Raw genomic sequence first — 14,835 nt, 5'->3', positions numbered from 1 at the left:
GGTCTTGATTTATGCGGTTTATGAGTATTGTTGTGTAGATTAATTTGTATATTCTAAATATATTTAATTTTCGACGATGCTAGGGTTTACACCAACCAAGCATTCGATTCGAGGCGATTTTAATCTTTTTGCCATTTACAATAAATATATTAAGAATATACTTTACTCAGCGCATTGCCAATAATCAGAAGATTTTGCTTCATTCTTACAAAAGGAAGAGTCATGTCGTTTTTATTCAAGGCAGGCAATTTGTTGGATCCGCGTAAAGGGGAATTGGTAGAGAACGTCGATATTCTGGTGGAAGAGGGGCTGATCCGCGAAGTCTCGGATCGCCCATTGTCGTCGTCAACGGCACAGGTCATCAATTTGAATGGCAAGGTCATCATGCCCGGGCTGATTGATTGCCACATTCACGTTTTTCTTAGTGAAGTCAATATTGCCAATCTCGAGGGGGTGCCCTTGACCATGTTGACAGCCAGGTCGGGCGTACTGATGCGCAACATGCTGATGCGCGGCTTCACGTCAGTGCGCGATACAGGTGGCGCTGATTATGGTATTCGCGATGCGGTCGCCCAGGGACTGATGCTGGGCCCCAGGCTGTTTGTGGCCGGCGCGCCTGTCAGCCAGACCGGAGGGCACGGGGATTTTCGCCGCGCCACGCAAAGCCGATTCGAATGCGCATGCTGCTCGGGCTTGTCGTTCACCGCCCGCGTGGCCGATGGTGTGCCTGAAGTCATCAAGGCGGTGCGCGATGAATTGCGCAAAGGCGCCGATCACATCAAGATCATGTGCTCTGGCGGCGTGGCGTCGCAAAGCGATCCCCTCGAAAGCTTGCAATTTCGCATGGACGAAATCGAGGCGGCATGCGAAGAGGCTGATCGTTGGGGGCGCTACGTGGCGGCGCACGCCTATTCGGCGCAAGCTGTCAAGCGGGCGGTTATGGGCGGAGTGCGCACCATCGAGCATGGCAACCTGATTGATCAAGAGGCGGCCGAACTGATGGCGGCGCGTGGCGCCTTCCTGGTCCCTACGCTTGTGGCTTACGACACCATGCAGCGTCGTGCCAAAGAATTCGGCATGTCGGAATACAGCCTGGCCAAAAATCTGAAAGTGCTGGGAGGCGGCCTTCGATCCATTGAAATCAGCCGCGACGCAGGCGTGGAAATTGGCTTTGGAAGCGATCTGCTTGGGCAATTGCAAGATGATCAGTGCCGTGAATTTCTGATTCGCAGCGAGGTGCTGAGCCCCGCCGAAATCATACGTTCGGCCACTATCACCAACGCCCGAATCGTGCGTCAGGAAGGGATGCTGGGCGAACTGATTCCCGGTGCGCACGCCGATCTGCTGGTCTTGGACGGCAATCCTTTGCAGGATCTGAATTTGTTCCAGGATCAGGGGGCCCATATCCCGTTGATCATGAAGGGAGGTGTGCCGGTCAAGAATAAGCTGGATGCCTGAATAGCGCGTCCATAAACTTATGCGGAGGTTGCAATGGCGATAAAAACGGAATTTTCCGGCGTCCAGGTGGGCGAGGAGATGATGCATCTCAATTCTTCCAAAGGCTGGAGTCCGCCGCATGCCGCCGTTTCCCGCGATCGCGGGGCCGGCCCTTATAAACGGCTGGTTCTACGTGGCGCTACCATCATCGACGGCACCGGCGCGCCACCCTGGGGGCCAGCCGATGTCGTTATTGAAAACGACAAGATTACCGGGGTGCATAACGTAGGCACCCCGCATATGCCTATCAAGCCCGAACGCCGCCCGCCCATGGGTGACCACGAAATCGACTGCTCGGGCATGTTTGTGACCCCCGGGCTGGTCGATTCGCATGCGCACATCGGCACTCCTTACCACAACATGAGCGGTGAGGTGCCTCCGGCCGACTATGTCTACAAGCTCTGGCTAGCGCATGGTGTGACCACTATTCGCGAGATGGGCGCGCTCAATGGCACAGGCTGGAGCCTGGATCAAAAGGAACTGGCCGCCCAGAACAGGATCGCGGCGCCAAACATGGTGGTGTATTCCTATTTTCCCGCTCTCAATGATCGTGTAAAAACGATTTTCACGCCCGATCAGGCACGCCAGTGGGTAGATGCGCTTAAAGAACGCGGAGTCGACGGGATCAAATTCTTTGGCGCTCCGCCCTCGATGATGCAGGCGGCCCTCGACCAGGCCGCCAAAGCCGGCCTGCGCAGCGGCTGCCATCATGCGCAGATGGCCGTCAGCCGCATGACCTCGCTGCAGTCGGCCAAATGGGGGCTGACGAGTACCGAGCACTATTATGGAATCGCCGAGGCGCTGTTCGAGGATCGCCGTATTCAGGATTATCCGGCCGACTACAACTATAACGATGAATCGCATCGCTTCGCCTGCGCCGGGCACACATTCAGCCAGGCTGCTGAACCGGGCAGCGCGAAATGGAATGATGTCCTGCATCAATATCTGGATGCCGGCCATACTTTCGTCCCAACGATGGTGGCTTACGACGCGAACCGCGATGTCATGCGCGCGCGTCAGGCCGATTGGCACCAGGACTACACCTGGAAGGCTATCTGGAAATACTTCCAGGCGCAGCGCGGCGGACACGGCTCTTATTGGTATTCCTGGAGCACCGGCAACGAGGTGCAATGGAAAAAAAACTATATCCGCTGGATGCAATTTCTTAACGATTATAAAAATCTCGGCGGCCGGGTTTGCGCGGGCAGCGACTCGGGGTTTATATACCAGATTTACGGCTTTGGCCTGGTTCGAGAAATGGAACTCTTGCAAGAGGCCGGGTTCAATCCACTGGAAGTCTGGAAGGCCGTCACCATCGATGGCGCCGAACTCCTGGGCCTTGGCGATGTCACCGGCTCGATTGATGTCGGCAAGCGCGCCGACTTGCTTGTCCATCAGCAGAATCCATTGCTCGATACCAAGCTTATGCTGGGCACAGGTGCCATGCGCCTGAACGACGATACGGGGCAGGTCGAGTTTCAGCGTTGCCTGAAATACACGATCAAGGCGGGGCTGGTTTTCGATACGGAAGAACTGTTGGCCGATGTGCGTGCCCTGGTCAAAGAAAGTTATCAAGAAACGTGATGCACTGACATGGCCCTGGATATTGTCGTCCTTTCCGGTTTTCTGGGCAGTGGGAAAACCACCTTGCTGATCGAGTGGCTGCGCAATTATTCAGATGGCAATGTAGGCGTCATTGTCAATGAAGTGGGCGATATCGACATCGATGGCGAAACAGTGCTTAGCGCCGACAATTCGAATCCGGTAACCAAGCTACCATCCGGATGCCTGTGCTGCTCTTTGCGCGACAGCCTGGTCGATACGATTTTCTCGCTGCTGCGCACCCAGTCCGAAAACCAGGGGAAAACACTGGATCGGATCATTATCGAGACTAGCGGCTTATCCTTGCCCGGCCCCATTGTCGCCTCATTGGCCGACCGCGAGTTGCTCGAGCTGGGTCTGAATATCCATATTGTCAGCGCGCTCGATTGCGTTAACGGTATAAAAAACGCGCAGGCTTCCGACGAGGTTGCGGCACAGTTGGTTGCGGCGCAGCGCATTGTATTGACCAAGCTCGATCGAGTCGATGCGGCCCGCATCGGGCAGGTCGGCCAGTATGCCGCGGCCATCAATCCCATGGCGCGGGTCATTTCAGAACCTGATAAAACAGCGGCCGTCAAAGAGGCTTTTTTCGGCGGGATCGGGGTCACGCGGCAAAACCTGCATGAGTTTTTTTTCTTTGACAAGCCCACGGCCCGCAATCCGCACCCGAACGTCAAGGTGTACACCCGTACCTTGGCGGCGCCCCTGGACTGGGATGCCGTTGCCCGGTGGCTGGATGATTTCGGCTTTTATTTCGGCGAACGCCTGTTGCGTTCGAAATGTATTTTGCAACTGGCCGGGCAGGCTGATCCGGTAGTCATGCAAAGCGTCGGCCATGTTTACAGTCAGCCCATGGTTCTGAAAGGGAGCCAGTCCGCTGACAGCCAATTCGTGTTTATATTCCGCGATGTCCCTGAAGAGGAATTTGAAACCCTGTTTCGGCAGATTGACGCCGTGCGAATTTGAAGGCAGGTCGATTATGAACAAGATACAAGTATCCAAGGCAAGAACAACGGAAATTGCCTACGACCTTATCGAAGGCCTGATCGCGACACTGAAGTTGCAGCCCGGGCAAGCCATTGTCGAAAATGATCTGGTTGAACTGATCGGCTTGGGTCGCACGCCCATACGCGAAGCGTTGATGCGCCTGGTAGCAGGCGGATTGATCGAACAGCAGCCGCGCAGGGGATTGCGGGTCGGTGAAATTCGCGTAGCCGAGCACCTGGTGCTGATCGGCACGCGGCGCGTGCTCGAGCAGTTGATTGCAGTCGGTTCAGCCCGGCGGGCGACGCCGGCGCAGCGGGCTGCGATGGTCGCGCAGGCGCAGAAGATGGTCGCCGCCGCGAAGGCGCAAGACCTGCAAGGCTATATGGATGCGGACCAGGCGTTCGATCACGTCAATCACGATGCGTGCCGCAACCCTTTTGCGGTGCAGGCCGTGCAGCCCATGATTGTTCAATGCCGCCGGTTCTGGTATGCCTTCAGGTACGACGGCGACCTGACCCAAGGTTCGGTCTGCCATCTTTCGCTGGCGGAAAATATTGCCGCGGGCGACCCCGAACAGGCGTCACGCGCGGCGGACGTCTTGATGGACTATCTTGTTTCGTTCACCCGCAAGGTCATTGAGTAATTCCATTTCCAATAGGGATTTTACCGGTCACTAAGTATTTTTCGCTTCTTCGGGGCTTTCAGCCTGCTTGCCTCTCAGGCAGGCATACATAATGACAGTCAGCGCCACAGTGGTCACGATCAGCACAAATGACAAGGCGGCACCTACGGGCCAATTGTTTTGCGCCAATATCTGGTCGGCAACCGCCGGCGCCATCATCCGGAAACTCGGGCCGCCCAGCAGCACCGGGGTTGCGTAGGCATTCATCGCCAGAATCATGCACAAAATGGCCGCTGCCGCTATGCCCGGCAAGGCCAGCGGCAGGGTGACCAAGCGCCAGGTATCGAAAGGGGTTCCACCCAAACTGAGCGAGGCCTCTTCGATGGAAGGATTCAACCCTTCCAGCACGCTTTGCAACGTAAGAATGACAAAAGACAGGTTGATCGACACGATGCCGATAAATACAGCCGGAGTCGTATACAAGATTTCAAGCGGGGCATGCGTAATGCCCAGCCACTGCAAGCCCGCGTTGATCAGGCCTTTCTCGCCGACTGCGACCATCCAGCCTGCCGCCCGGACCGCGTTGCCCACAAATAACGGCATCACAATTGCCAGGATCATCAGGCTCTTGAAACGCGATGTGCTGCGTGCCAGGAATTGCGCTATGGGGAAACCGATGACCAGGCAGCTGACTGTTACGCCGCCGGCCATCAGGATCGTGGTCACAAGGATTCGCCGGTAGTACGGGTCGGTGAACACCTGTATATAGTTTGCCGACGTGAACGCTTCGACCATGAACTTGCCCGGTACAAATGCGTTGAAGCTGTAACGCATCAGTAACCCGAGAGGCATGATCAAAACCAGCAGTATCAGCAGCAACGAAGGCGCCAGCATGGCCGACGCAGTCAAGGGCTTACGCATGGCCGGGTTTGTCAATGTAGAAAAGTGGACCGCGCACCGTCATCCTTTGAATACCTTGTTCCACCAATTTTGCAACTGGGAGTCGTTTTTCAGCAGATAGTCGTAATCGCGTATTTTCACGTTCTTGATCTCGCTGTCTGGGATGGCGACGCGTTCGGCAAGCTTCGCGGGCAGCACGTTGGCCGTCATCGGAGGTATGTAGCCCATGTGCTGGGCGAATGCGATCTGGGCCTTCGGCTCCAGCGTGGCGTTGATGTAGGCATAGGCCGCATCGACGTTGCGCGCATTTTTTGGAATACCCCAGCCGTTGCCGTAAACCATTACGCCTTCTTTGGGGTAGGCTACCTTTACGGGGGCGCCGGCGTCCTGCCATTGCCGTGCGCGCGCCAGCCACATAATACACATCCAGCATTCGCCGGTGCCTAATGCCTGGGCCATGGACTCGTTGGTGGGATAAACGCGCACGCCCATTTTTTTCAGTTCCAGCAGCTTCTTTTTGCCGGGCTCGAAATTGCTCAGGGAGCCGCCGCTGATTAACGCGGCCGACTCGATAGTGGTTGAATACTGAATGTCGATGACGCCTACCTTGCCGGCATACTTCGGATCCCAGAGATCTTCGTAGGAAGTCGGCGCGGTCTTGACCTTGTCCGGGTTATACAGAATGACGCGGCCCGTGTAAATATGCGGCACGGAGTAGGGGTTCTTTAAAAACTCGGCGATACCGGCGTATCTGGGGATCCGGCTGATGTCCAGCTTTTGCAGGACGCCGTTTTTCCACATTTCAGACATGCCGTCGAAGGTCAGTGCGGCCACATCCATGGTGCCATGAGGCAAGGGGCGTTCGGCCAATAATTTGATTTTGCGTGGGGGTTCCTGGGCGACGGCCAATGCCGTGGTGATGCCTTGGGGATCAACGAACGGCGTTATGATGTACTCGCGCAGAAACTTCCCGTAATCTCCGCCCCATGTGCCGACAACCAGGTTTCCCTTTGGCTTGCCGATGGCAAATGCCTTGCTCATGCTTGTTGCCGCCGCGGCCCCAAGCATCAGATTGAACTGCCTGCGTGAAATATTTGTTCCCATGACTAGTCTCCTGCTTTCGAGTTTAACTACCAAGTGAATTCAAAAAACATCAGTTGATTATCGTTACCGCCCCGGCGGGGATAGTGACGAGCACGTCTGTATCGCGGGCAATGGCGGCCTCATCCATCCATAGGCTGTCAACACGCACGGTAAGCAAATCATCTGTACTTAAGCGAACCAGTACGTCGACCGTGGGCCCCAGATAAGTCAGGTCTTCGACCCTGCCTGGTTTTGCTTTGCTGTGAGCGTGTGCCGCGCCCCCGGGCACCAGTTGTATGGCTTCCGGCCGGACAAGCACGTGTTGCGGCCCGTCTTGCAGATTACAGCACTCGAGCTGAAGGCCCGATGCGGTACGCAGCACGTTTCCCCCTGAAGCAGCCGTGCCTTCGAAAAAATTGGCCGTGCCGATAAAATCGGCCACAAACGCATTGGAGGGTTTTCGGTAAATATCGCGAGGAGTGCCGATTTGCTGGATCGCCCCGTCCTTCATGACGACCAGGCGATCACCCACGCTCATGGCCTCTTCCTGATCGTGAGTCACCAGGACCGTGGTGATGCCCAGCGTACGTTGCAGTTCACGTATTTGGCGCCGCACGCCCACCCGCAACTTGGCATCCAGGCTGGACAAGGGCTCGTCAAGCAGCAGTACATCGGGCTCGATCGCCAGCGCGCGCGCAATCGCCACACGCTGTTGCTGGCCGCCCGACAGTTGGCGGGCATAACGCTTGGCAAGCGGTTCCAGTTGCACGAGCCGGAGCACTTCGTTGACTTTGTCCCGGATTACCTGCTCGGGCTGCTTGCGGCGGCGCAAACCGAAAGCCACATTTTCAAACACGTTCATGTGCGGAAACAACGCGTAATTCTGAAAGACCACGCCTATATTGCGTTGATAAACCGGGAGGTCCGTTACGTCTTGCTCGTCGATCAAAATACGGCCCTGGCTTACATCGTTCAAGCCGGCGATCAGTCGCAGCGTTGTCGTCTTGCCGCAGCCGGACGGGCCCAGTAAAACCAGAAACTCGCCATCGATGATGTCCAGGTTGCACGGCTGCAGCGCGGCAAAATCGCCATAGTTTTTTCTGACTTCACGAAGTTGCACGCTTGCCATTATCGAATTACCCTTGTCAACGAAACAAACCGGTCGGTAATCAGTAGCCCGCCACCGATAACCAGTATCTGCAGTACCGAGACGGCGGCGATGGTGGGGTCGACCTTGTATTCGAGGTATTGCAAAATGGCAATGGGAAGCGTGGTTTGCCCCGGGGCCACCAGAAACAAAGACAGCTCCAGGTTGCCGAAGCTGATCACAAAACTGAACAACGCCGCAGCAACGATGCCGGGCCAAATCATCGGCAGAGTTACCCGGAACAGCGTGGTCAACGGCTTGGCGCCCAGGCTCAGCGCAGCTTCTTCAACGCTCTTGTCCAGCCCCAGCAAATTGGTTGTGATCAAGCGCACGCACCAGGGAATGGTAATCAGCACATGGGCGGCCCCCAGACCCCAGGTCGATCCGACCAGCGACAGCCCGGATGAGATCTCGAACTGGATAAAAGCGATGTAGAGGCCCGCGCCAATCACGATGGAAGGAACAATCAGCGGGGCGGTCAGCAAATTGAGGAGGGCGGTTTGGCCACGGAAACGGGTACGCGTCAATATCAATGATGCCGGTATCGACACGAGCAACCCCACCACCATGGCCACCATCGCCACTTTCAGGCTTAAAACGAAACCATCGAGAAACTGCGGCTGCTCAAAAATATGCCAGTACCACTTGACGCTGTAGCCGCTGGGAGGCAGCGACAGCAGCGGATCGGTGAAAAAGCTGAGCCAGATGACCAGGACAATGGGCAGCAATATAAATGCAAAGCCGGCCAAGACCCATAATTTCAAAAGCCTGGCCACCAGCCTGTGTACGAAAACCGTGCCTCTGATCATGATCGGGCGGACCTTACCGGTTCCTGGCCGAGCTGCGACCCGTTGGAAATGGACCTTCTTTGAATAGAAGCGGCCTGGATAGAAGCAACATGGATTTTCCCTGTTAACACGACAACCAAAGAATGCGCAGCTCGATTTCGTCCGGATAATTATTTATGTATATTTCTAATATATTTAAGTTTGACAATGGTACTGGATGTGGCTGCAGATCAAAAGAGGGTTTACCCCAGTTGCATCTGATGGGGTACAACTGTGTAGCGGATTGCGCTAGACGCATATCGGCAGGGGCCCCAAACATCCGACAATCCCTCCCGGCATGCTCGCATCAAAATGATGCTTGTCAGTTGTTTGTTCTGAAAAGTGTCCGTAGTTTGCCCTGAATGGATGATCGGACTCCTATCGTCCATTTGTTCACTAGCCTATTGACCTTCTTATATTGTCAAGGTTTAAAGTCCAAATAAGATCAGGTAAAACAGGCTTCAAGAAATTGACGGAGTAGAGGAAGGCTCATGGCGGATACTCATTACACCAAGCAGGCCGGAGAGGTTTCGGGAGGCAGCAGTCTTGCCGGCGAAATAGGAACGATTTACACCTGCCCCATGCATCCGCAAATCCGCCAGGATCATCCCGGCCATTGTCCTATTTGCGGGATGTCGCTGGAAGCCGTGCTCCCGGCTCTTGATGAAGACGAAAATCCGGAACTCAAAGACTTCAGGCGGCGGTTCTGGTGGTCCTTGCCGTTGACGATTATTGTCGTCGGCCTTGCCATGTCGATGCATTTTGTTCATTGGTTCGAAGGCGGGACCCAAAGCTGGATCGAATTGATTCTGACGACTCCCGTCGTGCTTTGGGCTGGGTGGCCATTTTTTGTTCGAGGCGTGCACTCCATTCGCAACATGAGTCCGAATATGTGGACGCTGATCGGTTTGGGGACGGGCGCCGCCTATGTTTACAGTGTGGTCGCGACCTTGGCGCCGCACGTATTTCCGGCGGCATTCTTTGAAATGGGGCGGGTATCCGTTTATTTCGAGGCGGCGGCTGCCATTATTTCCTTGACCCTGTTTGGACAAATGCTTGAGCTCAAAGCACGTTCACAAACATCCCAGGCGATTAAATCCTTGATGGGCCTGGCTCCCAAAACAGCCCGGCGCATCAACCCTGATGGTTCTGAAGAGGATATTCCCCTGACGCACGTCCATGTGGGCGACAAGCTGCGCGTGCGCCCTGGCGAGAAAGTGCCGGTCGATGGCCTGGTACTGGAAGGCAGTAGCGCCATCGACGAATCGATGCTGACGGGCGAACCCGTACCCGTCACCAAACGCGCACAAGACAAATTGATAGGCGCGACGCAAAATACCACCGGCGCCTTGGTGATGCGCGCCGACAAAATCGGCGCCGATACGGTGTTATCGCAAATCGTGGTGATGGTCGCGCAAGCCCAACGGTCCAGGGCGCCCATGCAGCGTATGGCCGACTCGATTGCCGGCTATTTTGTGATGGCCGTTGTAGCGGCCGCTGTAGCGACGTTCTTTGCCTGGGGGTTTGGGGGAGGCACGCAAGGGTGGCTCTATGGCCTGATCAATGCCGTGGCGGTCTTGATCATAGCGTGCCCCTGTGCCCTGGGTTTGGCGACCCCCATGACAGTGATGGTGGCCACAGGCAGGGCGGCCACGCAGGGTATTTTATTCAAAGATGCCGCCGCCATCGAGAATTTTCATAAGATCACTACCTTGATCGTCGATAAAACCGGCACCCTGACTGAAGGACACCCGCGCTTTGATCAAGTCATGGCAGCCGCAGGTATTACCGAACAAGATGTACTGTTGCTCGCGGCAAGCCTGGATCAGGGCAGCGAACACCCCTTGGCGCAAGCCATTGTTCAAAAGGCCAAGGGTGAAGGGCTGACGCTGCATCCGGTTGAACACTTCGATTCGGTCACCGGCATGGGCGCCCAGGGGAGGGTGACAGGAAAACAGCTCTTGCTGGGCAACACCTTGCTGATGAGCCGCGAAAAAGTGGATATCTCTGCACTGAAACCGCAGGCCGAATCGTTGCGTGCCGAAGGCGCGAGCGTGATGTATTTGGCCGTCGATCATACTTTGGCGGGGATTTTATCCGTTACCGATCCTATCAAGGATTCGACGGCGCAAGCCCTTGAAACGCTGCGTCATCTGGGCATTCAGACCATTATGGCAACCGGCGATGCGCTCACAACGGCGCGAGCCGTCGGTAAAAAACTGGGCATTGAAATTGTGCATGGGGAAGTGACTCCGGCCGATAAATACGCCTTGGTGGAAAAATATCAGCATGAAGGCAAGATCGTTGCCATGGCGGGCGACGGCATCAATGACGCGCCCGCCTTGGCAAAGGCCGATATCGGCGTGGCGATGGGGACGGGCACTGACGTGGCCATGAATAGCGCCTCCGTCACCCTGGTCAAAGGCGATCTGCGTGGTATTGAACAAGCCCGGCTTTTGTCTGATCTGACGATCAAGAACATGAAGCAAAATCTGGGCTTTGCCTTTATCTACAACGCGTGTGGAATCCCCATCGCTGCCGGTGTCTTGTACCCATGGACCGGCTGGTTGTTATCGCCGCTTATTGCAGCGTTGGCCATGAGTCTGAGTTCGGTATCGGTGATCTCCAACGCCTTGCGGCTGCGGACGATGAAATAAATATGATGGAGGACCAATGATGCCAATCTAAAGCCCCGTGCGATGGCATGGGTGCTAGTTTGTGAAGACCTCATCCACTGAATTTAGGAGTTATACATGAATACGAAACAATTGCTCGTTGCATCACTTTCGGCGCTTATGCTTGGAGTGGGCGGCGTAAGCCTGGCCGCCGCATCGACTGGAAACGACGCCTCAATGATGCAGCATGAATCACCTGGCATGGAACACGGCGCACAGGGCGCTTCGATGATGGGCAATATGATGGGAAAGGGGATGATGGGAGGGGGAATGATGGGCCATATGATGGGGGGCGGGATGATGGGCGGTTGCCCGATGATGGGAGCGGGGGCCGCTCTTAGCGGAAAAGCCGCCATGCAAATGCACGGTGAAATGATGCGCGCCATGGGCGACATTTTGATTAAATATGCCGATAAGCTTGAAACACCGCCCGTGACCAAATAACCACGCTGGTTCGTGCTATTCGATTCTGAATAGCGATTCATGCAGATACGGGCGCTGAAGAAATTTTGCGCCTAGCATGGTGCATAATCCGTTCCGGAGGCAGAGGAATGCTTGACGTGTGTGCGAGGAAGAAAATTGGGGCGGTAAAAGGACTGCCTAAGAGTCTTGTTACGGTACCCGAAGCAGCAGGCCGGAGATGACCGGGAAATCCGCTCCTACCGATGACGCTTTTCTGGAGCGAATGCAGTGCGCTGCGTTCGGTTACTTTGTGCAGACTGTGAATCCGCGCAACGGCTTGGTGGCCGACACCTCCCGCGAGCGCTCGCCAGTCAGCATTGCCGTGGTCGGCTTTGCGCTCTCCGCTTATCCGATTGCCGTGGAGCGGGGCTGGATGGAGCGTACGAATGCGGTCCGACTCAGCATCGCAGCGCTACGTTTCTTTCGCGACAGCGACCAAAGCGGCAGTCCCACGGCGACCGGTTTCAAGGGTTTCTACTATCACTTCCTCGACGTCGACACGGGTGCCCGCGTGTGGCAGTCGGAGTTGTCGATGATCGACACGGCGCTGCTGATCGCCGGCGCGCTTACCGCGCGCATGTATTTCACCGCGGATTCGCCCGACGAGATCGAATTGCGCGAGTTGACCGAGCTTCTGTATCGCCGTATCGACTGGCGCTGGGCCCAGGGTGACGGCGACACCATCAAACAGGGGTGGAAGCCCGAGTGTGGATTCCTGCACTATGGCTGGGAAGGCTACTGCGAGGCGATCCTGCTGTACGTGCTGGCTATGGGTTCACCGACACACCCGATCGCCGGTGATTGCTACGACGCCTGGACCGCCACCTATCAGTGGGAGAATCAGTATGGATACGACTGTCTTTATGCGGGGCCGCTGTTCGTACATCAGTTCTCGCACGCGTGGATCGACTTTCGCGGCATCCGCGACCGTTTCATGCGTGCGAAACGTTCGGATTATTTCGAAAACAGCCAGCGGGCGGTGTACATTCAACGCGAATACGCCAAGCGCAATCCACACGAATTCGCCGGCTACGATGAAAGCGGCTGGGGCCTGTCGGCCTGCGATGGTCCAACCGGCCAGCAGTTGGGTATCCCCGGTGCAGCGCAGCCATCGTTGGGATACGCAGCTCGCGGCGTGCCGTACGGCCCGGACGACGGCACCTTGTCCGTGCCGGCTGTGCTGGCGTCTGTGCCGTTCGCGCCTGAGATGGCGCTGGCGACAACCCGCAATCTGCTTGCGCGTTACCCGGAGGTTTTGTTCGAGGACCGTCTTTCGACCGGCGTCAATCCGACGCTGACCGACGCCGGCGGACGCGCCTGGGTTTCCGCAGGGCACTACGGACTCGATCAAGGAATCGTGTTGATCATGATCGAAAACTATCGCAGCGAACAGATATGGCGACTGATGCGCGATTGTCCGTATATACGCAACGGCCTGTGCCTTGCCGGGTTTCGCGAAGGCTGGTTGCAGCGGCCGGTCGCCGAGAGGGGTCTTGATGACGTCGCAAATGGATAGCCTACGGTCGAACACACCTCAAGATGTGCGCGAGCGCATTGCCGGTCCGCATCTGGAGGCGTGGGTCAATCCGGAGCCAGCAGGCCGCTACCAGCTCGCGATCCTTGGCGCCGGGCCCGCTGGTCTTGTTGCGGCTGAGACAGCCGCAGCACACGGTGTCAAGGTCGCCTTGATCGAACGCCGCCTCCTCGGCGGTACATGTCTGAATACGGGTTGCGTGCCGTCAAAAGCGATCATTCGCACCTCGCGGCTATACGCGGAGATGCGCGACGCTTTGCGCTACGGTGCACAGGTTCCGGATGGCGTACGCGTGGATTTTGCCGCTGTAATGGAACGCGTGCGACGCATACGCACCCACCTTGGCCAACGCGGTTCAGCGAGGCAGTTGGCGGCAGCCGGCGTGGACGTCTTCTTCGGCGACGCACGTTTTTCGGGCGTCGACACTCTGACGATCGACGGGATCAAGCTTGGCTTTGACAAGGCGTTGATTGCGACCGGTGCGCGGCCGGACGTACCATCGATCCCGGGTCTCGCCGCAGCCGGCTACCTGACCAATGAAAACGTCTTCGATGTGACTGAATTGCCCAAACGCCTGCTGGTGATTGGCGGTGGCCCGATCGGTTGTGAACAGGCTCAGGCTTTTGCTCGATTGGGCGCACACACAACCATTGTGCAAAACAAACCTCTGTTTCTTGCCAAGGAGGAACGCGACGCTGCGCAGATTCTCTCAGTGGCGCTAGCGCGCGACGGCGTCGAGGTACGGCTTAATACCAACGTCCTCGGCGTGCGTATTGTGGCTGGTGAAAAACAGGTTGATCTGGTCAGCGACGATTACAAAAACACGATCACGGTCGACGCGATCCTCACCGGTGTCGGTCGTCTGCCGAACGTCGAGGGGCTGAACCTGGAATCCGCGGGTGTCGAATACGACATTGACAAGGGTGTTCGTGTCGACGACTTTCTGCGCACCAGCAATCGGCGTATCTATGCCGCTGGAGATGTGTGCCTGGAGAACAAGTACGGCCATACGGCCGCAGTTTCGGCGCAGATGGCGGTGCGCAACGCACTGTTGCACAGTCGTGAGCGATTGAGCGAGCTAGTCATTCCCTGGTGCACCTTCACTGATCCGGAGATCGCCCACGTTGGCGTGTACGTGCGCGAGGCCAATCAACGGGGTATTCCGGTGAAGACTTTCACCATCCAGATGCACGAAGTCGACCGTGCGATCACCGATAGCGAGGAGGCGGGCTTTGTCAAAATCCACGTCCGCGAGGGCACTGATCAGATTCTCGGTGCGACCATCGTAGCGCGGCACGCGGGCGACATGATCAATGAGATCACGCTGGCGATGGTGGCGAACATCGGTCTACGCACACTCGCCAGGGTGATTCACACGTATGACACGCAGGCCGAAGCCATCCAGAAGGCTGCACAAGCTTACGAACGCACGCACTTACGCACTGCGCCGCGATAGCGTCGCCTTGAGTGAGGTTCGGACGATGTGTTGCCGAGATTGA

General features: G+C 56.5%; 12 protein-coding genes. 8 read left to right on the top strand and 4 right to left on the bottom strand.

Annotated elements, in window-relative coordinates:
• The first annotated feature begins 222 nt into the window (after window positions 1-222).
• From EDC26_RS03490 to EDC26_RS03475, 4 genes are read left to right on the top strand one after another with little or no spacing between them, the layout of a single operon-like run.
• Complete coding sequence (locus EDC26_RS03490; RefSeq protein ID WP_132579864.1) at window positions 223-1,458, top strand: metal-dependent hydrolase family protein; 1,236 nt, start codon at window positions 223-225, stop codon at window positions 1,456-1,458.
• Between the two features lie 33 nt (window positions 1,459-1,491).
• On the top strand, window positions 1,492-3,081 hold the full coding sequence (locus EDC26_RS03485) for an amidohydrolase family protein (protein ID WP_132579863.1): 1,590 nt from the start codon (window positions 1,492-1,494) through the stop codon (window positions 3,079-3,081).
• Between the two features lie 9 nt (window positions 3,082-3,090).
• Complete coding sequence (locus EDC26_RS03480; protein ID WP_132579862.1) at window positions 3,091-4,065, top strand: CobW family GTP-binding protein; 975 nt, start codon at window positions 3,091-3,093, stop codon at window positions 4,063-4,065.
• Window positions 4,066-4,078: 13 nt separating this feature from the next.
• Window positions 4,079-4,729: a GntR family transcriptional regulator gene (locus tag EDC26_RS03475; RefSeq protein WP_132579861.1), complete on the top strand. Its 651-nt coding sequence runs from the start codon at window positions 4,079-4,081 to the stop codon at window positions 4,727-4,729.
• Between the two features lie 30 nt (window positions 4,730-4,759).
• On the opposite strand, the gene EDC26_RS03470 is transcribed toward EDC26_RS03475, so the two are convergent.
• From EDC26_RS03470 to EDC26_RS03455, 4 genes are read right to left on the bottom strand one after another with little or no spacing between them, the layout of a single operon-like run.
• A complete protein-coding gene (locus EDC26_RS03470; protein WP_132579860.1) occupies window positions 4,760-5,629 on the bottom strand; it encodes an ABC transporter permease in 870 nt (289 codons plus the stop codon).
• A 39-nt stretch (window positions 5,630-5,668) separates the two neighbouring features.
• Complete coding sequence (locus tag EDC26_RS03465; protein WP_132579859.1) at window positions 5,669-6,712, bottom strand: ABC transporter substrate-binding protein; 1,044 nt, start codon at window positions 6,710-6,712, stop codon at window positions 5,669-5,671.
• A 49-nt stretch (window positions 6,713-6,761) separates the two neighbouring features.
• Window positions 6,762-7,820 carry an ABC transporter ATP-binding protein gene (locus EDC26_RS03460; protein WP_132579858.1) on the bottom strand — a complete coding sequence of 353 codons (1,059 nt, stop codon included), beginning with the start codon at window positions 7,818-7,820 and terminating at the stop codon, window positions 6,762-6,764.
• A complete protein-coding gene (locus EDC26_RS03455; protein ID WP_132579857.1) occupies window positions 7,820-8,647 on the bottom strand; it encodes an ABC transporter permease in 828 nt (275 codons plus the stop codon). Before EDC26_RS03455 ends, EDC26_RS03460 begins: the two co-directional genes overlap by 1 nt.
• 599 nt (window positions 8,648-9,246) lie before the next feature.
• Here EDC26_RS03455 and EDC26_RS03450 point away from each other — a divergent pair.
• The 4 genes from EDC26_RS03450 (at window position 9,247) to EDC26_RS03435 (ending at window position 14,792) form a co-directional block, all read left to right on the top strand.
• A complete protein-coding gene (locus EDC26_RS03450; protein ID WP_207915057.1) occupies window positions 9,247-11,322 on the top strand; it encodes a copper-transporting P-type ATPase in 2,076 nt (691 codons plus the stop codon).
• A gap of 96 nt (window positions 11,323-11,418) precedes the next feature.
• Window positions 11,419-11,784 (top strand): hypothetical protein, encoded by a 366-nt coding sequence (locus EDC26_RS03445; RefSeq protein WP_132579855.1) that lies wholly within the window; start codon window positions 11,419-11,421, stop codon window positions 11,782-11,784.
• Between the two features lie 196 nt (window positions 11,785-11,980).
• Entirely contained in the window at window positions 11,981-13,318 is a 1,338-nt protein-coding gene (locus tag EDC26_RS03440; RefSeq protein ID WP_132579854.1) for a glucoamylase family protein, read from the top strand.
• 52 nt (window positions 13,319-13,370) lie between these two features.
• Window positions 13,371-14,792 (top strand): mercuric reductase, encoded by a 1,422-nt coding sequence (locus EDC26_RS03435; protein WP_425012282.1) that lies wholly within the window; start codon window positions 13,371-13,373, stop codon window positions 14,790-14,792.
• Window positions 14,793-14,835 lie beyond the last annotated feature (43 nt).

Source organism: Paralcaligenes ureilyticus (genome assembly GCF_004346225.1).
Lineage (GTDB): Bacteria > Pseudomonadota > Gammaproteobacteria > Burkholderiales > Burkholderiaceae_B > Paralcaligenes > Paralcaligenes ureilyticus.
Note: the sequence above shows the minus strand (reverse complement) of the source record. Positions and strands in the feature narration are given on the sequence as shown.

Excerpts from the sequence above, each read along its gene's own strand:
- EDC26_RS03455 (WP_132579857.1), bottom strand. The coding sequence starts at position 8,647 with ATGATCAGAGGCACGGTTTTCGTACACAGGCTGGTGGCCAGGCTTTTG.
- EDC26_RS03470 (WP_132579860.1), bottom strand. The coding sequence starts at position 5,629 with ATGCGTAAGCCCTTGACTGCGTCGGCCATGCTGGCGCCTTCGTTGCTG.
- EDC26_RS03440 (WP_132579854.1), top strand. The coding sequence starts at position 11,981 with ATGACCGGGAAATCCGCTCCTACCGATGACGCTTTTCTGGAGCGAATG.
- EDC26_RS03450 (WP_207915057.1), top strand. The coding sequence starts at position 9,247 with ATGCATCCGCAAATCCGCCAGGATCATCCCGGCCATTGTCCTATTTGC.
- EDC26_RS03465 (WP_132579859.1), bottom strand. The coding sequence starts at position 6,712 with ATGGGAACAAATATTTCACGCAGGCAGTTCAATCTGATGCTTGGGGCC.
- EDC26_RS03475 (WP_132579861.1), top strand. The coding sequence starts at position 4,079 with ATGAACAAGATACAAGTATCCAAGGCAAGAACAACGGAAATTGCCTAC.
- EDC26_RS03485 (WP_132579863.1), top strand. The coding sequence starts at position 1,492 with ATGGCGATAAAAACGGAATTTTCCGGCGTCCAGGTGGGCGAGGAGATG.
- EDC26_RS03460 (WP_132579858.1), bottom strand. The coding sequence starts at position 7,820 with ATGGCAAGCGTGCAACTTCGTGAAGTCAGAAAAAACTATGGCGATTTT.
- EDC26_RS03490 (WP_132579864.1), top strand. The coding sequence starts at position 223 with ATGTCGTTTTTATTCAAGGCAGGCAATTTGTTGGATCCGCGTAAAGGG.
- EDC26_RS03445 (WP_132579855.1), top strand. The coding sequence starts at position 11,419 with ATGAATACGAAACAATTGCTCGTTGCATCACTTTCGGCGCTTATGCTT.
- EDC26_RS03480 (WP_132579862.1), top strand. The coding sequence starts at position 3,091 with ATGGCCCTGGATATTGTCGTCCTTTCCGGTTTTCTGGGCAGTGGGAAA.